The following is an 18,119-nucleotide window of genomic DNA, read 5'->3' as shown; positions in this document are numbered from 1 at the left end:
TCGGATTTAATTTAATTGGTTTGAAAAATAATATTTTAATTGGTTTTATATTTTTACTGTTTCTTTCCTGTAATAAAACCAAAGAACCAATTGTATCTTTTTATTATTGGAAAACTGTTTTCAAATTATCTCAAACGGAGAAAGAGATTTTGAAAGAAAATAACGTTACAAAACTTTATATACGTTATTTTGATATTGGTTTTCATCCCGAATCTAAAGAACCAATTCCGATAAGTCCCATACATTTTCAGGAAAACATGGATAATTTTAATGTTGTCCCGGTTGTTTTTATCAAAAACAAAGTCATGCTCGAAACCAATCTTGATATTGAAGATCTGGCTCAAAAAACGTTTCGACTGGTTGAAGAAATAAACACGAAAAACAAAATTATATCTCAGGAAATTCAAATTGATTGCGACTGGACACTTGCCAGCAAAGACAATTATTTGAAGTTTATTGAACGATTTAAAAAACTTTCGCATAAAAAACTCTCTGCAACAATACGATTGCATCAGGTAAAATATTTTAAGAAAACCAAAATTCCAAATGTGGATTCCGGTGTTTTAATGTTTTATAATATGGGTTTAATTGCACCAGATTCCTTAAATTCGATATATAGCCACAAGATTGCCGAAAGATATCTTGAAAGTTTAAAAAAATATCCGCTACATCTTGATTTTGCTCTGCCAATATATTCGTGGGGAATTCATATTAAAGAGGGAAAAGTAATAGGTTTACGTTCTAAACTGAATGTTGCCGAACTCAAAAAAGATGAAAACTTCGAGCAGATTAATGCGATATTTTTTAAAGTAAAAAATTCCAATTATAAAAATGGTGTTTTTTATGAAGAAAACGATGTGCTGAAAATAGAGGCAATTTCTGCAGAAGATTTAAAAGAAATGGCACAAGAGTTGGATAAAAATTTAGCTCAAAACCCAAACGAAATTATATTTTACGATTTAGACGAATTCAATATAAAAAACTATGAAAAGAATATTTTTAAACAAGTTGTTTCTTATTTCTAGCGCTTCTTTCCTTTTTATTTACGGAATAATTTATGCGTGCGCAGGCGGAGACGACTGGGATTTTTTTAGTTACAACTCAAATTTTACGCCCGAAACTTTCACGGATAAATCCTATACGCCGCTTTTTTTATCAGGAGACATTTTCTACGGAATTGGTTTTGATACGCAGCATAATTCCAGATTCAACGAGAATATAAAATCAGATTGGAGTGCTTATTTAAAAGGAAAAATGGATGCCGCGACGGTGAGTTATTTTTTAATTGGAGAAGAAACGCCAATGTATTTATCAGAGAAAAAAGAAGCTCAGAATAAAACAGATATTACACAGCTTCATGTGTTTTTTAAAGCAAAAAAAGAAAATCCGACTTCTTTAAAATGGGGAAAGAAAATCAATTTGAAAGACGATAAAGTCAAAAGCTTTATTGAGTTTTTATATCTGGCACAAAAAATAGAAACGGTTTCTATTGGCGAAGATTATTGGAGTTACGATCCGGTTGTGGCTAAAACTTTCAATGATTTTAAGATGATTCAGTCTATCGAAAATGTTTACAATACTACTAAAGATACGTTTTTAGAAAACAGATATTGGTTTTTGACGATGAAGGCTTATTTCTATAGCAGCAATAAACAAAAAGCAATTGATTTTTTTAATAAAACAGAGAAATCGGTTGCTAAAAATGTATTGTATTATCGTGCACTTGCTTATGTGGCGGGAATAAAACACAAACAAAAAAAATATGCGGAGTCTAATTGTTTATATGCGCAGGTTTTTGATAAATGTCCTGAATTAAGAATTGTTACGGCTTACAGTTTTCACCCTCAAAATGATGCCGATTGGAATAAATCGTTGTTTTTGGCTAAAAATAATTCGGAAAAAGCAGCACTTTGGGCGATTCACGGTTTTTATAAAGATGAGAAACAGGCAATCGCTAAAATTTACGAATTAGATCCTAAAAGCGAACATTTGAATTATTTGTTAACCAGATTGGTGAACAAACAGGAACAGGGAATTAATAATTCGTTTGAAGTAAGTGCCAAAGAAAATATTCCGGCAAAAAAGCAAACTGTTGTCGAAAACAGAGAACTTAACAAAAGCAAAATCGATAAAAGTGCATTCGATTTAGTTGCTAAAATTGCTTTGGCAGGAAACACCAATAAACCGTATTTATGGGATATTTCACTTGGATATCTGCAAACGTTAAAAGGCGATTATGCAACGGCAGAAGGTAATTTTGACAAAGCCGAAAAATCAATGCCTAAAACAGAATTGGCTAAACTTCAGTTAAGACTGCTTCGTTTTGTAAATAACATGAGTAAGATTGATAAGCTAACGGATAAAAATGAAAAAACAATTCTTACCGATTTAAATTGGCTGTATCAGGAACTTCCAAAAACGTATAAAGGACAGGAATTTCGTTATCAAAATGCGGCACAATGGAGCAAGAATTACTTGGCGACATTATACAGAGGAAAATCGAATCCGGTTATGGCGGAATTATTTGGTGATACTCCGGAGAATTATTGGGGACGTGGAAATTCATTTTATGATAATGAAAAGAATTTGCTGGACATGAAAGCTTTCCTTGCTAAAACCGATAAAACCGAAATTGAAAAAATTGCAGCGGGAATTTATAGTTTGAAATTAAAAGATATTAATAATTTTCAGGCGGTTCAGGCAACTTTTAAAAATAAAATACCCGAAGCAATTGGTTTTATTCAGCAAACAGATTCTGTTCAATATTATCAATTTTTAGGAAATCCATTTAATGGAAGTATAAAGGATTGTCACGATTGTGATCATGCTGCTTATCAAAAAAAGAAATATTCGCAACTCGATTTTTTAAATACAATTAAGGGAATGCAGGATAAACTGGCTCAAAAAGAAGATGTTTATACGAATAGTTTATTGTTGGGAAATGCATTTTATAATATTAGTCATTTTGGAAACGGAAGAACTTTTTACGAAATAAATATCGTAGGTTATGGTTCAAGTCCGTACTCTTTTAGAGATTCGATGAAAAAAATGATTACGAATTGCGATGTGCCAAAAATGTATTATCAAAAAGCACTTGAAGCTGCAACGACAAAAGAACAAAAAGCAAAATGTATTTTTATGCTGGCAAAATGTGAGCGTAACGAATATTATAACACGAAGTATAATAATGTAAATAACTGGTGGGAAATTCAGGATGATAAGGTTAATTTTATTGCCTGGAATGGTTTTAAAACCCTGAAAAAAGAATATTCAGATACTAAATATTATCAGGACGTAATTGCAGAATGCGGTTATTTTAATACTTATGTTAATCAATAATAATTAAGCAAATGGTAAATAAGATCGAACATATTGGAATTGCTGTAAAAAATATCGAGGAATCGAATATTTTGTTCGAAAAACTATTGGGCGTTCCGTCCTATAAATCGGAAGAAGTAGCAAGTGAAGGAGTTTTGACGTCTTTTTTTCAAACGGGAACAAATAAAATTGAGCTTTTAATGGCAACAAATCCAGAAAGTCCAATTGCAAAATTTTTAGAAAAGAAAGGGGAGGGAATTCATCATATTGCTTTTGATGTTGATGATATTGTTGCAGAAACAGAACGTTTAAAAAGTGAAGGTTTTGTATTGATTAATGAAGTTCCCAAGAAAGGAGCCGATAATAAATTGGTTGTTTTTTTGCATCCCAAGAACACAAATGGCGTTTTGGTAGAGCTTTGTCAGGAAATTAAATAAAAAAACGTGATTTTAGTTTTTAAATAAGGTATTGAAAATCAATTGTGTTTTTATAATGAGTTGATGAGATTTTAAATTAAATACAAATCAGGTCTTAAAATATTTGGAGTGAACGAAAAATAGTAGTAATATTGCATCCTCAAACCGGTCCTATAGCTCAGCTGGTTAGAGCACCTGACTCATAATCAGGTGGTCCCTGGTTCGAGCCCAGGTGGGACCACAGTTTTAGATTAAGCCTTTACAGAAATGTAGAGGCTTTTTTTATGGAGTAAAACAGTGTAATCTTTATTAAAAACACCATCTATAAGCTTGTTTTAAACTAAATATGTACAGGAAATTTTTTTAATCCGCGTATTATTGTGCTTGTACGCCATTCATAAGAATTGGATTTTGGATCAAGTTTTAAATTTGGTAATCGGTTCAGAATAGTATTTATTGCTATTTCACATTCTAATCGGGCTAAAGGAGCACCAATACAAAAATGTATTCCGTACCCAAAGCCTAGGTGTTTATTTGTTTTTCGTATTATATCAAATTGCATGGGATTATCAAATTTGGTTTCGTCTTGATTTGCAGAAGAAAGCAAAACCAAAACTCCTTCGCCCTTTTTAATCGTAAGTTCATTTATGATAATATCTTCACCAGCCAATCTCATTGTTGAAGTGAATATTGGTCCATTATAACGTAATATTTCTTCAACAGCAGAATGAATTAATTCAGGATTGTTTTTTAAAAGTTTTAATTGGTCAGGATGCGACAATAAAGCATGCATTCCGTTACTAATAAGATTGACAGTTGTTTCATGTCCGGCAACTATAAGGAGAAAAATAGTAGCATAAAGTTCGTCTTCTGTCATATGTTCTTCCGCTTCTTCCAGTTTTAAAAAAGCACTAATAAGGTCGTTTCCGGGATTTTTTCGACGTAAAGAAAAAACGTTTTTTAAATAATCAATAAACTCTTGTGCGTTTTCATCAATAGATAGTTTATTCTTTTCGGTAACCTGAACTTCAATTAATATTTCTGACCACTTCCTGAGTTTTTCGCGATCTTTATCAGGAAGTCCAAGCAGCTCTGCAATTACAATAATTGGTAATTGATAAGCAAAATCATCAATGAAATCTATTGCAGTCTCTTTTTTAAGTATTAAAGTTATTAACTCATTTGCAATATCCTGAATTCTGGGGCGTAGATTTGCAATAATTTTTGGCGTAAACGCTTTTTGAGCAAAATCTCTTAGTTTGGTATGTTCGGGCGGATCACTTGCAAGCATATGCCATCTTCGAAGTATATGTGCCGGAGTTGTTCGCGTGGTTTTTCCTTTTGTGGGGTCGGTATTATTTTTTCTTAAATTATCAGGCGATTTGATAAATCTGGGATCGCGTAATACCATGATAACATCATCAAATCTGGAAATAAGCCACATTGGAAATCCGTCATCAAGTGTAATTTGTTGAATAGGGGATTTGTTTCGTAATTCCTGAAAAACGATTTGAGGATTTGCAATAAAAGAAAGATCATTAAAGTTTACGGAAACATTGGTGTTGGAATAGAAAGGACAAGTGGCTTTGCTTTCTATAGGATGCGATTTGTGATTAATACCTGCTTTTTTCATATTGATTTTTTTGATTAAGTTAATCTGAAGAATCAGGCAATAAAAGTAAGAAAATATTTCTAATTATTACATTAATTAATTGCAAATCAATATATTAAGTTTTATTTTAAGTTAGATGTAATAGATTGATATTAATAGAAGTTATTATGATAAAAATTGTTTTTGATAATTTAAAACCAAAAGCAAAATTTATTCGTAAATAGTTAAAACATGCAATACAATATGCTGTAGCGCATGATTTTAAAAAAGGATATAAACACACAAATAAATCACAAAGTTTTTTTTGCTGAAAAGGTTGGATTTATGACAAAATCTTATACATTTGCCTAGTAATAAAGCGTAAGAGATTGTTTTTGTGCGAATTATAATAAAAAAAGTTGAATTTAATAATATATCCTGTTGTTCTTCAATAGGTTGAGTTTTATGAAAATAACGAAGACTGTTTTATTGGTATTTTTAGTAAGCTTGATAAATATATCAAGTATTTTAGCTGACACTCCGGCACCACCAACGCCACTTGCGCCACCGCCACCGCCACCAGGAGGTGCAATAGATCAAAATTTGATTTTTTTATTTCTGGGTGCGTTAATTTTTGGAACATACACGATAGTGAAATATAATAATATGAAAAAAGCTTCAATGTAAATTGAAGCTTTTTTTATGAATTAACTTTTTTGAGTTTATTTGTTTATCGAGTAAAGTCTCGAAATGTATTTTCCAACAACATCAAACTCTAAATTTATTTTAGTTCCCACTTTAAAGTTTTTGAAATTTGTGTTTTCAAAAGTATAAGGTATAATCGAAACGCTAAATTCATTTGTTTTAGAGTTCACCACTGTTAAACTTACTCCGTTTACAGTAATTGATCCTTTTTCTATAGTAATATTGCTAAGGGTTTTATCATATTCAAAAGTATAATTCCAGCTTCCGTTTGCTTCTTCAATTTTAATACAAGTTCCGGTTTGGTCTACGTGGCCTTGTACAATATGTCCGTCAAGTCGGTCGCCCAGTTTCATTCCTCTTTCAAGATTAACAATATCGTTTACCTGCCATTCGCCAATATTGGTTTTTAAAATGGTTTCTTCTATCGCAGTCACAGTATAAAATGAATCTTTTATATGGACAACAGTTAAGCAAATTCCGTTATGCGAAACGCTTTGATCAATTTTTAATTCGGGAGTAATTGATGAATCAACAGTTATGTGAAGATTGTTTTGGTCTTTTCGTATTTCTTGAATCCTTCCAAGGGTTTCTATAATTCCTGTAAACATTGTTGTTTTATTTTACTAAATTTGCACATCAAAATTAGTAATAAATAACCTGAGCTCATGAATAAAAAAGCAGAAAATATAATTGTTGGAATTTCAATTGGAGATTTAAACGGTATTGGAAGCGAAGTTATACTAAAAACATTCGAAGATTCACGTATGTTAGAACTGTGTACGCCAGTTATTTTTGCAAATGCCAAAATTCTTTCTTTCGTAAAAAAGAGTTTTACATCTTCGGTTCAGTTTCATGGTGTAGATAAATTAGATCAGGTCATACCGGGAAAAGTAAATGTGTATAATTTATGGAAAGAAGGAGTTGATATTAATTTAGGATCAAATGATGAGAAAATAGGAACCTATGCTATAAAATCATTTGTGGCTGCGACAAAGGCTTTGAAAGAAGATTTGATCGATGTTTTGGTTACGGCACCAATAAATAAATATAACATTCAGTCAGAAGAATTTAAATTTCCGGGACATACAGATTATTTAAATCAGGAATTAGAAGGAAATGCTTTGATGATGATGGTTCAGGATAATTTGAGAGTTGGTTTGTTAACAGATCACGTTCCTTTAAATGAAGTTTCATCTCATTTGACAGAAGAATTAATTATAAGAAAAATTGAAACAGTCAGAAAATCTTTAATTCAGGATTTTAGTATCGTAAAGCCAAAAATTGCTGTTTTAGGATTAAATCCACATGCTGGCGATGGAGGTGTTATTGGAAAAGAAGATGATCTGGTTTTAAAACCGGCTTTAAAGAAAATATTTGATTCAGGAACGATGGTTTTTGGACCATTTCCTGCAGATGGATTTTTTGGAAGCGGTCAATATGAAAAATATGATGCTATTGTGGCAACATATCACGATCAGGGATTAATCCCGTTTAAGACCTTGTCATTTGGAAAAGGAGTTAATTATACGGCCGGATTAAATAAGGTAAGAACGTCGCCGGATCACGGCACAGCTTATGATATTGCCGGAAAAGATATGGCAGATTACAATTCATTTAAAGAAGCAGTTTATCTTGCGATTGATATTTTTCGCTCGCGTAATCAGTATGAGGAGATTAGCCAAAAACCTCTTAAAATAAAAGAAAAACAGTTATAAACAAAAAAAGGTGAATAAGATTATTAGTTTTACAATAATTTTATATCTTTGCACCCCAATTCGGATATCTAGTTTAGGTATGAAGAGGACAAATTGATGTTGAAATGAGCAAAACAAAAGAATTTTTAATTCCATTTATTGGATTAAAGCTGGGAAAACACCATTTTGAGTATCAAATAAGTAATGCGTTCTTTGAGAACTTTGATTACGACGAATTTCAAAGTTCGGATATCAAAGTAAATTTGGTTTTAGATAAGAAAAGCAACATGTTAGAGTTGGAATTCAAACACAAAGGAACTGTAAATGTACCTTGTGATCTGACAGGCGAAGAATTTGATCTTCCTATAAAAGGGAAAATGAAATTGATTGTTCGTTTTGGAGATGAATTCAATAATGATAATGAAGAGCTGTTAATCTTACCGCATGGCGAACATGAACTGGATGTTACACAATACATTTATGAAATGATTGCACTTTCGGTACCGCTAAAACGAGTTCATCCAGGAGTAAAAGACGGAACTTTGCAAAGTGAAGCTTTAACAAAACTGAATGAATTAACAGTAAAAGAACAAAAAGAAGAGAGTAAACAAGAAGAAGATATTGACCCGCGTTGGGACAAACTAAAGAAACTATTAACGGATAAATAATATAGTAAAATGGCACATCCTAAGAGAAAAATCTCGAAAACAAGAAGAGATAAGAGAAGAACACATTATAAAGCTACTGTAGCTCAAATCGCTACATGTCCTATTACTGGAGAAGCACATTTATACCACAGAGCTTACTGGCATGAAGGTAAAATGTATTACAGAGGACAAGTTGTTATCGATAAATCTGAAGCGGTTGCTTAATACGTTTTTGTAAATTATACTGGAACTCTCACATAGTGAGAGTTTTTTTTGTTGGTTATAATTTTCTTTTTTTAAGAAAATAGATACAAATTCGCTTCGTTTTTTTTTGTACTTTTCAAGTCTTTTAAAAATTTTTCAAATAACAATATTTGGAAGGAAATAATAGAATATAATGAATACAATCACAGCCGCAATTACCGCTGTTGGAGGCTATGTTCCAGACTTTGTGCTTTCAAACAAAGTATTGGAAACTATGGTAGATACCAATGACGAATGGATAACCACTCGTACCGGAATTAAAGAAAGAAGAATTCTTAAAGATGCTGATAAAGGAACTTCGTTTCTTGCAATAAAAGCAGCACAAGATTTAATAGCAAAAGCCAATATTGATCCCTTAGAGATAGATATGGTAATCATGGCAACAGCTACTGCAGATATGCCGGTAGCCTCTACAGGAGTTTATGTTGCAACACAAATTGGAGCTACAAATGCATTTGCATATGATTTGCAGGCAGCATGCTCAAGTTTTTTATACGGAATGTCAACTGCTGCGGCTTACGTGCAGTCAGGTCGATACAAAAAAGTACTGTTAATTGGTGCCGATAAAATGTCGTCAATTGTAGATTATACAGACAGATCAACTTGTATTATTTTTGGAGATGGAGCAGGTGCTGTTTTATTCGAACCAAATTATGAAGGCTTAGGCTTACAGGATGAATACTTACGAAGCGATGGTCAAGGACGCGATTATCTTAAAATTCCTGCCGGAGGTTCTCTAATACCAACTACTGAAGAGACCGTAAAAAACAGACAGCACAATATTATTCAGGATGGAAAAACCGTTTTTAAATTTGCTGTTACCAATATGGCTGATGCAAGCGAATTGATCGTAAAAAGAAACAATTTGACTAATGAAGATGTAAGTTGGTTAGTGCCACATCAGGCAAACAAACGTATTATTGATGCAACTGCAGGCAGAATGAATCTTGATGATTCTAAAGTATTAATGAATATCGAAAGATATGGTAATACAACTTCGGCTACTTTGCCATTAGTACTATACGATTTTGAACACTTATTGAAAAAAGGAGATAATATTATTTTTGCCGCTTTTGGTGGAGGATTCACTTGGGGATCTATCTATTTGAAATGGGCTTACGATAAAAAATAAATTAAAACTAAAAACGAATCATTATGGATTTAAAAGAAATTCAAAACCTAATCAAATTTGTAGCAAATTCGGGAGTTGCAGAAGTAAAGTTGGAAATGGATGATGTAAAAATCACTATCAGAACAACTTTAGAAGGAAACGTTACTGAAACTACTTATGTACAACAATTGCCTGCACAGGCGCAATTGCCACAAGCAGTTGCTCCACAACAAGTTGCTCCGGCTGTTGTAAATGTAACGAGCGAGGCATCTGTTCCGGCAGAAGATTCGAAATACATTACTATAAAATCGCCAATTATTGGTACTTTTTATAGAAAACCATCTCCGGACAAACCGGTGTTTACTGAAGTAGGAAGCACTATTGCAAAAGGTGATGTTCTTTGTGTAATTGAAGCAATGAAATTATTCAACGAAATCGAATCAGAAGTTTCAGGTAAAATTGTGAAAATTCTTGTTGATGATATGTCTCCAGTAGAATTTGACCAACCTTTATTCTTAGTTGATCCATCATAAATAAATTTAGATTTTAGATTTTAGATTTTAGAATGGTTCGCAATGAAGTTGTTAATCATCTAAAATTATCTAATTATCAAATTGTCTAATTATCTAATTAAAGTAAGATGTTTAAAAAAATATTAATTGCGAATAGAGGGGAAATTGCACTTCGTGTAATTCGTACATGTAAAGAAATGGGAATCAAAACTGTAGCAGTTTACTCTACAGCCGATGCAGAAAGTCTACATGTTAAATTTGCAGATGAAGCGGTTTGTATTGGTCCTCCTCCAAGTAACTTATCGTATTTGAAAATGTCAAATATAATTGCCGCTGCCGAAATTACAAACGCAGATGCAATACATCCGGGATATGGATTTCTTTCTGAGAATGCTAAATTCTCAAAAATTTGTCAGGAACACGGAATCAAATTTATTGGTGCCGCTCCTGAAATGATTGACAAAATGGGAGATAAAGCTTCTGCAAAAGCGACAATGAAAGCTGCAGGAGTTCCATGTGTACCAGGTTCAGAAGGATTATTAGAATCTTTCGAACAAACACAAAAATTAGCTAAAGAATTTGGTTACCCGGTTATGCTTAAAGCAACTGCCGGCGGTGGCGGAAAAGGGATGCGTGCCGTTTGGAAAGAAGAAGAATTATTGAAAGCATGGGAAAGTGCACGTCAGGAAGCTGCTGCTGCATTTGGAAATGACGGTATGTACATGGAGAAACTTATTGAAGAACCACGTCATATCGAAATTCAGATTGTTGGAGATTCATACGGAAAAGCATGTCACCTTTCTGAAAGAGATTGTTCTGTTCAGCGTCGTCACCAAAAATTAACAGAAGAAACTCCTTCACCATTCATGACGGATGAATTGCGTACTGCAATGGGTGAAGCTGCTGTAAAAGCTGCTGAATTCATTAAATACGAAGGAGCAGGAACTGTAGAATTTTTGGTAGATAAACACAGAAACTTCTATTTCATGGAAATGAATACACGTATTCAGGTAGAGCACCCAATTACAGAACAAGTTATCGATTATGACTTGATTCGTGAGCAAATTATGGTAGCTGCCGGAATTCCAATTTCCGGAAAAAACTACTTACCGGAATTACACGCTATAGAATGTCGTATTAATGCTGAAGATCCTTATAATGATTTTCGCCCTTCACCAGGAAAAATTACTACACTTCATATGCCAGGAGGACACGGAGTTCGTTTAGATACTCACGTTTATTCAGGATATAGTATTCCGCCAAATTACGATTCGATGATCGCTAAATTAATTACTACGGCACAATCCCGTGAAGAAGCTATCAGCAAAATGCGCAGAGCTTTGGACGAATTTGTTATCGAAGGAGTTAAAACAACAATACCTTTCCATAGACAATTAATGGATGATCCAAGATATATTGCAGGAGATTATACAACTGCATTTATGGATACATTTAAAATGAAACCTATAGAAGAATAATATGAAGGCTGTCAATATCGACAGCCTTTTTTAGTTACATCATATATAAACCCGACAGGTTTTTAAAACCTGTCGGGTTTTGTTGTTTAAAATTTAAAGTAAACACATTTTGTGTATACTTTTTACACACATTATCAGGTAATTACACACTTTTTTAATTTATCGAATTTTGTCACATTCTTCTAAATGCCTTTAAAAACAGGCTTTTAACTATATTAAATGGTTATGATTTTGTTACGGCATAATAATTTCATTATCTAAAGCGTAAAACAACTATTAACTATTTTAAATATATACACATTATGAAAAATTTATTTCTATCAGCCGCAATCGTTTTGGGAAGTTTAACATCATTTGCTTCAACTTCGCCAATTTCAAATACAATCGTGAAAACAATTTCTATTGAAGAAGAATATACAGAAATTAAATTAGAAGAAGTACCGGCTGCAATTAACGAAGCTTTAAAAAAAGCATATCCGGATGCAGTAATTAACAAAGCATACAAAAACGAAAAATCAGAATATAAAATCGAAGTTACCGTAGGAGATAAAGTAGGTTCTCTTTTTGCTAATGCAGACGGATCATGGATTAAAAAATAATTTAAATAGGCTTTTATGTTTATTCAAATTAAGAATACTAAAATAAAATTAAGAATACTAAAATACAACTATTATGAAAAATCTATTTTTATCAGCCGCAATCGTTTTGGGAGGTTTAACATCATTTGCTTCAACTTCGCCAATTTCAAATACAATCGTAAAAGCAGTAACTATTCAGGATGAATATACTGAAATTAAAGTCGTAGAAGTTCCTGTTGCAGTTACAGACGCGCTTAAAAAAGCTTACCCGGATGCAGTGCTTACAAAAGCATACAAAAACACAAAATCTGAATATAAATTAGAAGTTGCCGTGGGTGACAAAGTAGGTTCTCTTTTTGCTAACGCAGACGGAACCTGGATTAAAAAATAATCCTCATTTACAACAGATTACTAAAATTAACGTTATTACTTAAAATATACTATTATGAAAAATTTATTTTTATCAGCCGCAATCATTTTGGGAGGTTTAACATCATTTGCTTCAACTTCACCAATTTCAAATACAATCGTAAAAACAGTTTCAATTCAGGACGAATACACAGAAATTAAATTAGAAGAAGTTCCGGCAGCAATTACAGATGCTTTGAAAAAAGCGTATCCGGATGCAGTACTTTCTAAAGCATACAAAAATGCAAAATCTGAGTATAAATTAGACGTTACTGTTGGAGACAAAGTGGGATCTCTTTTTGCTAACGCAGATGGATCATGGATTAAAAAATAAGTCGCATAACCAACGACTTCACTAAATATTATTACAACTAAAAAACTATATTATTATGAAAAAGTTAATCTTATCAGCGGCAATCGTTCTAGGAGGATTGTCTATGCAAGCAGGAAATACTGTAGTCACAAATTCAATTATTTCTTCAATCAATATTCAGGACGAATATAAAGAAATAGATGCCGTTCCGGCAGCAATTAAAACAGCTTTAGATAATGCTTATCCAGGTGTAAAACTTGAAAAAGCCTATATAAACGAAAAGAAAGAGTATAAAATTGAGATCTCTGTAAGAGATGTAAAATCTGTTGTTTACACTGATGCTCAAGGTAATATTCTTAAAAAATAATACAAATAACATCAACCCAATAAAACAATCACTATGAAAAAGTTACTATTATCCACAGCAATCGTTTTAGGAAGTTTAACTGTAAATGCAGCTACTGTTCCGTTAATAACAAATTCAATGAATCAATCAGTAACTACTCAGGATGAATATACTGAGGTTAGTGCTGATGCTGTGCCTGCCGCAGTAAAATCTACGGTTGAAAAATCTTTTCCGGGAACTAAACTTGAAAAAGCTTACGTAAACGAAAAGAAAGTATATAAACTTGAAATCTCAAAAGGAGATAAAAAGTATACTGTATTTACAGATGCTGAAGGAAATATCATTAAAAAATAATTATTATGAAAAAGATAGTCCTTTCAGTAGCGGTCGTTTTAGCAAGTTTATCCATATATGCAACCACCACTTTGCAATCTGAAATAATGAAAAGTGAAGTTACTATACAAGCCGAATATACCGAAATAAGTGCCGATGCAGTTCCTGCGGCTGTAAAAACAGCCTTGGAAACTGCTTATCCGGGAGCAAAATTGGTAAAAGCTTACATAAACGACAAAAAAGAATACAAACTAGAAATATCGGTAAAAGACCAAAAGGCTACTGTTTTTTCAGATGTCAATGGTAACTGGTTAAAAATATAATTAGGTGAATTAGATTTATGTTTTTGGTGAAAAAGAGATTGTTATAGAACAATCTCTTTTTTTTTGCAAAATTTTATGAAAATACAAGTTTAATAGTGTTATTTTAGCAAAAAAGTCCCTAAAAACAAATGCCAAAGATTTTATTAATAGAAGATGACATTTCATTTTGCAAATTATTAGAACGATTCCTAATAAAAAAAGCATATGAAGTAACTATTGCATTCTCAGCTGAAGAAGCGCGAACAGCTATCAAAAAAGAATCTTTTGATTTAATTTTGACAGATCTTCGTTTGCCTGATTCTGACGGCATTGGACTTATGACCGAATTTAAAAATTCGAACCCTGAAATCCCTGTAATTTTAATGACCGGATATTCAGATGTAAATACAGCGGTAAAAGCAATAAAAAACGGTGCTGCGGATTATATTTCAAAACCCTTCAACCCAGATGAGGTTTTACTTGTAATCACAAATGCCTTGCAAAGTGATGCAACAGCCGAAGAAACTCCAATAAAAGAAAAAAAAGTACCAAAGAAACCAATTACGTCTTTTGAAAATGAATTCGTAAGAGGAATTTCTGTTGCATCAAAAAAACTTTTAGACCATATTCATTTGGTAAGTCCAACCGATATGTCCGTTTTGATTATCGGCGAAAGCGGAACCGGAAAAGAAATCATTGCAAAAAGTATTCACCAGCAAAGCAACAGAAAAAATAATAATTTTATTGCTGTCGATTGCGGAGCGATTCCGAAGGAATTGGCGGCAAGTGAATTCTTCGGACATTTGAAAGGATCTTTTACGGGAGCTATTAGCGATAAAATGGGTTATTTTGAGGCCGCTAACGGAGGAACTCTTTTTTTAGATGAAATAGGGAACCTGTCTTACGAAAATCAAATACAGCTGTTAAGAGCGCTTCAGGAACGTAAAATTAAACCTGTTGGAAGCAATAAAGAAATAAACGTCGATATTCGAATTATTACAGCAACAAATGAAGATTTGCGTGAAGCCGTTAAAAACGGTGATTTTCGTGAAGATTTATACCATAGAATCAATGAATTTTCGATTCAGTCGCCATCGTTAACAGACAGGGGAGAAGATTTGATGGTTTTTGCCGATTATTTTCTGGAAAAAGCCAATCAGCAATTAAATAAGGAAATTATCGGTTTCTCGCCGGAAGTTGTTGATATCTTTCAAAAATACAGCTGGCCGGGAAATTTGCGTGAACTACAAAACTGCGTAAAGCGTGCTACATTATTATCCCGCGGAGATTATATAGAAAGCGATGTTTTGCCTGCTGAGTTTTTTCAAATTCAAAAACAAACTTCTAATAATGGAAATTTTTCCTTGTCAGAAAATGAAAAAGAAGCCATTATTCATGCCTTGTCAAAAGCGCAGAATAATAAATCGGAAGCGGCAAAATTGCTTAAAATTACCAGAAAAACACTTTACAATAAATTAAAACAATACAACATCGATTAAACGATTTCTTGTTGTAAAGATGTAAAAAGAGTTTGGGTTTTGGTTTTTAAATCTTCAAAAATGCTTTCTAAATCTTCATTTTCCAAATCTTTTCTTTCCATATTTTTCAGCATATTTCCAATTTCATTTGCCTGAATTTGTCTGAACATTGGAGCAATTCTATGCGCAATCGTATTAATTTCAGTAACATTTTGATTTGATATTGCTTTATCTAAAAGCAACAAATTTTCATTTGTGCTTTCAATAAATGACACGATAACATCATTTAAAGCTTCATTGTCATTTCCTAAAAATTCTTTCAAAGTTTCTAAAGAATAGAAATCAGAAGATACTTTGTCAGGTTCATTAAGAGCTACAATTGGCAAAGTGTTATTTTCTATAATATGCTGAATCGTTTCTAATAATACCTTTGGCGAATACGGTTTTTTAATCACAGTTGTAAATCCGGCGTCCGTGTAAACTGAAGAATCTAAATCAGTTCTTCCCGTAAGTGCAATTATCGGTTGATTTTTATAAGTGGAGAAATTATAACTTTTCAATTTTTTAACGAACACAAAACCGTCCATTTCAGGCATTTGAATATCAGTAATAATAAAGTCAAAAGCAGTGCTCGAAATTGCTTCCAACGCTTTTGTTGCCCTGTCAAAAGACAAAACAGTATGTTTTTCCTGTTTTAAAACGCCGCTTGTTAAATTCAGCAAATTAATATCATCATCAATTACAACAAAAGTGTATTTTTTATCGTCGGTAAAAACGGGCTTTTTAATTTCAGGAATTGCATTTTCGCTCGTATCAAACAATAACGGAAGTTGAATTTCAAATGTACTTCCCTTTCCAAAAGTGCTTTCAAGATTTAAATTACCGCCTAAAATTGAAATTATTTTTTGACAGATTGCTAATCCTAAACCGGTTCCGCCATATTTCTTTTCAATACTTTCATTGGCTTGGGCAAATTCTTCAAAAACCAATTGCTGATTTCCTTTCTCAATTCCTATTCCTGAATCTTCGATTGTTATGATAAAAAATGGTTCCTCAACATCTGCAAAAGCACTGATTTTTATAAAACCTTCTTCGGTAAATTTATAAGCGTTTCCAATAATATTGCTCAGAATTTGTTTTAAACGAAAAGGATCTCCAACAATTTTGGTGTTCAGTTTTTCATCAACATTAATAATCAGATCGATATCTTTTTGTTTATAAACTGTCTGAATATTTTTGGCAACATCTTCAATAATTTCCGGCAAATAAAACGGTACTTTTTCTATTGTAATTTTCCCCGCCTCAATTTGAGAGAAATCCAATAAATCCTGTACCAATTGCGAAATATATTCGGATGAATTTTTAATGTTTTTTACAAAATAAGACTGTTTTGTGTTTACATCAGAATTGCCCAAAAGTTCCGTATAACCAACAATTGTGCTCAATGGCGTTTTTAAATCATGACTTACTGTAGAAATAAGCTGTTCGCGGCTTTTTAGCAGATTTTTGGTTTTGAAATTGGCAATTTCAAGCTGCTTTTTATAAAGCTGGGATTTTGAATAATCGCTTACAATTAAAATTGAAAAAAACAAGGTTAAAACCAAACCAATAATTGCCGAAGCCGTAACAATTTCGTTAACTTTTTTTAATGATTTTTCTTTTAATGAATTGTTTTTAATAGAATTAATGATGATCTCTCTTTCGATAATTCGAAGTACTTTTCGAAGTTGTTCAGAGATTGCAATTTCATTTTTCAAGAGTTTATTCTCCTCAAAATTTAAAGATTCTTTTTTCTTTTCGGCCTTTAGTTTTACGTTGCTAAGCAGTTTTTTTGAATTGGCAAGAATCGAATCAGATGCTTGTTTGCTTAACGTATTCGTGCTGTCATCCGGAATATTCTGATTGAGATAATCAACATATTTCTGAAGCACATTTTTTTGATAACTTCCTAACTGGTTTGGGTTTTTGGTAAAATCCTGAAGTTCAAGTTTACGAAGTTTAAACTCCATTTTGGTAATTTCGTCAATAGCCGTATTTACAGAAACTTCGTCATCGGCTTTATTTTTTATGGTTTTTAATTGCTTGATATTATCTGTTTTTTCAGATAAAAGATATGTTACACTATCCAATAAAACTTTTTGATAATCTGTAGTAACAATTTGTTTTAAAGTGTCAATTCTTGATTTTAACGAATCTGTTTCAATAAGATAACTTTTAAAATCACTTTCAGAATTGGTCTGGATTGTTTTTCTGGCTAAACTTTCTGTTTTATAAACATTAGAAAAAAGCTTGCTGACTCTTAGAATTTTTGTTTTTTCGAAAGCAATTTTATCTTCGAGTTTATTATAAACCACATTTTCAGAATACAAAAACCACCCAACAGTAACAACCAATCCCAGCAAGGCAATATAACTGAAGAGCACTTTTATCGGCATATAACTTTTTTTACTCTCCATAGACTATGATTGCTGGTATTTTAAAATTCTAAGTATTGCAATTTATTTAAAATTTTCTGATTTTTAAATATAAAAGGCAATCAATATGTTATATAATTGTAATGAGTTTACAAAAAAGCCATCTATTTTTACAGATCAAAAAATCAATCTGCAAAAATAGACGGCTAAT

Annotated in this window: 20 protein-coding genes and 1 tRNA gene; 18 read left to right on the top strand and 3 right to left on the bottom strand. The window is 32.3% G+C overall.

The window, feature by feature from the left end:
- Positions 1–20: 20 nt before the first annotated feature.
- The 4 genes from OLM54_RS14875 (at position 21) to OLM54_RS14860 (ending at position 3,975) form a co-directional block, all read left to right on the top strand.
- Positions 21–1,025, top strand: coding sequence for a hypothetical protein (locus tag OLM54_RS14875; RefSeq protein ID WP_264535362.1), 1,005 nt, complete (start codon positions 21–23; stop codon positions 1,023–1,025).
- Positions 985–3,339 (top strand): hypothetical protein, encoded by a 2,355-nt coding sequence (locus OLM54_RS14870; protein WP_264535361.1) that lies wholly within the window; start codon positions 985–987, stop codon positions 3,337–3,339. Before OLM54_RS14875 ends, OLM54_RS14870 begins: the two co-directional genes overlap by 41 nt.
- Before the next feature lie 11 nt (positions 3,340–3,350).
- Positions 3,351–3,755: a methylmalonyl-CoA epimerase gene (gene mce, locus OLM54_RS14865; RefSeq protein ID WP_264535360.1), complete on the top strand. Its 405-nt coding sequence runs from the start codon at positions 3,351–3,353 to the stop codon at positions 3,753–3,755.
- A gap of 146 nt (positions 3,756–3,901) precedes the next feature.
- Positions 3,902–3,975 (top strand) — tRNA-Ile (locus tag OLM54_RS14860).
- Positions 3,976–4,074: 99 nt separating this feature from the next.
- Here the strand turns inward: OLM54_RS14860 and OLM54_RS14855 are convergent.
- Positions 4,075–5,367, bottom strand: a complete 1,293-nt coding sequence (locus OLM54_RS14855; RefSeq protein ID WP_264535359.1) for a cytochrome P450 family protein — start codon at positions 5,365–5,367, stop codon at positions 4,075–4,077.
- 423 nt (positions 5,368–5,790) lie between these two features.
- Between OLM54_RS14855 and OLM54_RS14850 the strand changes: the two genes are divergently transcribed.
- Positions 5,791–6,012, top strand: a complete 222-nt coding sequence (locus tag OLM54_RS14850) for a hypothetical protein (protein WP_264535358.1) — start codon at positions 5,791–5,793, stop codon at positions 6,010–6,012.
- 35 nt (positions 6,013–6,047) lie between these two features.
- On the opposite strand, the gene OLM54_RS14845 is transcribed toward OLM54_RS14850, so the two are convergent.
- Positions 6,048–6,638: a riboflavin synthase gene (locus tag OLM54_RS14845; RefSeq protein WP_264535357.1), complete on the bottom strand. Its 591-nt coding sequence runs from the start codon at positions 6,636–6,638 to the stop codon at positions 6,048–6,050.
- Between the two features lie 57 nt (positions 6,639–6,695).
- On the opposite strand from OLM54_RS14845, the gene pdxA reads away from it, so the two are divergent.
- From pdxA to OLM54_RS14780, 13 genes are all read left to right on the top strand, one after another.
- Complete coding sequence (gene pdxA / locus OLM54_RS14840; RefSeq protein WP_264535356.1) at positions 6,696–7,745, top strand: 4-hydroxythreonine-4-phosphate dehydrogenase PdxA; 1,050 nt, start codon at positions 6,696–6,698, stop codon at positions 7,743–7,745.
- Positions 7,746–7,849: 104 nt separating this feature from the next.
- Positions 7,850–8,392 (top strand): YceD family protein, encoded by a 543-nt coding sequence (locus tag OLM54_RS14835; protein WP_264535355.1) that lies wholly within the window; start codon positions 7,850–7,852, stop codon positions 8,390–8,392.
- Positions 8,393–8,401: 9 nt separating this feature from the next.
- A complete protein-coding gene (gene rpmF / locus OLM54_RS14830; protein ID WP_031455170.1) occupies positions 8,402–8,596 on the top strand; it encodes a 50S ribosomal protein L32 in 195 nt (64 codons plus the stop codon).
- Positions 8,597–8,768: 172 nt separating this feature from the next.
- Positions 8,769–9,767: a beta-ketoacyl-ACP synthase III gene (locus OLM54_RS14825; protein WP_264535354.1), complete on the top strand. Its 999-nt coding sequence runs from the start codon at positions 8,769–8,771 to the stop codon at positions 9,765–9,767.
- A 23-nt stretch (positions 9,768–9,790) separates the two neighbouring features.
- Positions 9,791–10,279: an acetyl-CoA carboxylase biotin carboxyl carrier protein gene (gene accB, locus OLM54_RS14820; RefSeq protein ID WP_264535353.1), complete on the top strand. Its 489-nt coding sequence runs from the start codon at positions 9,791–9,793 to the stop codon at positions 10,277–10,279.
- A 107-nt stretch (positions 10,280–10,386) separates the two neighbouring features.
- Positions 10,387–11,736 (top strand): acetyl-CoA carboxylase biotin carboxylase subunit, encoded by a 1,350-nt coding sequence (gene accC, locus OLM54_RS14815; protein ID WP_264535352.1) that lies wholly within the window; start codon positions 10,387–10,389, stop codon positions 11,734–11,736.
- 302 nt (positions 11,737–12,038) lie between these two features.
- Positions 12,039–12,335: a hypothetical protein gene (locus OLM54_RS14810; protein WP_264535351.1), complete on the top strand. Its 297-nt coding sequence runs from the start codon at positions 12,039–12,041 to the stop codon at positions 12,333–12,335.
- 73 nt (positions 12,336–12,408) lie between these two features.
- Entirely contained in the window at positions 12,409–12,705 is a 297-nt protein-coding gene (locus OLM54_RS14805) for a hypothetical protein (protein ID WP_264535350.1), read from the top strand.
- Between the two features lie 54 nt (positions 12,706–12,759).
- Positions 12,760–13,056 (top strand): hypothetical protein, encoded by a 297-nt coding sequence (locus OLM54_RS14800; RefSeq protein WP_264535349.1) that lies wholly within the window; start codon positions 12,760–12,762, stop codon positions 13,054–13,056.
- Between the two features lie 55 nt (positions 13,057–13,111).
- A complete protein-coding gene (locus OLM54_RS14795) occupies positions 13,112–13,402 on the top strand; it encodes a hypothetical protein (protein WP_264535348.1) in 291 nt (96 codons plus the stop codon).
- 33 nt (positions 13,403–13,435) lie between these two features.
- Positions 13,436–13,735, top strand: a complete 300-nt coding sequence (locus OLM54_RS14790) for a PepSY-like domain-containing protein (RefSeq protein ID WP_264535347.1) — start codon at positions 13,436–13,438, stop codon at positions 13,733–13,735.
- Positions 13,736–13,740: 5 nt separating this feature from the next.
- Positions 13,741–14,037, top strand: a complete 297-nt coding sequence (locus OLM54_RS14785) for a PepSY-like domain-containing protein (protein ID WP_264535346.1) — start codon at positions 13,741–13,743, stop codon at positions 14,035–14,037.
- Between the two features lie 128 nt (positions 14,038–14,165).
- Positions 14,166–15,515, top strand: a complete 1,350-nt coding sequence (locus OLM54_RS14780; RefSeq protein ID WP_264535345.1) for a sigma-54-dependent transcriptional regulator — start codon at positions 14,166–14,168, stop codon at positions 15,513–15,515.
- Here the strand turns inward: OLM54_RS14780 and OLM54_RS14775 are convergent.
- A complete protein-coding gene (locus OLM54_RS14775) occupies positions 15,512–17,950 on the bottom strand; it encodes a hybrid sensor histidine kinase/response regulator (RefSeq protein WP_264535344.1) in 2,439 nt (812 codons plus the stop codon). The genes OLM54_RS14780 and OLM54_RS14775 overlap by 4 nt on opposite strands.
- Between the last annotated feature and the right edge of the window lie 169 nt (positions 17,951–18,119).

It is taken from the genome of Flavobacterium sp. N1736 (genome assembly GCF_025947065.1).
Taxonomy (GTDB): domain Bacteria; phylum Bacteroidota; class Bacteroidia; order Flavobacteriales; family Flavobacteriaceae; genus Flavobacterium.
Note: the sequence above shows the minus strand (reverse complement) of the source record. Positions and strands in the feature narration are given on the sequence as shown.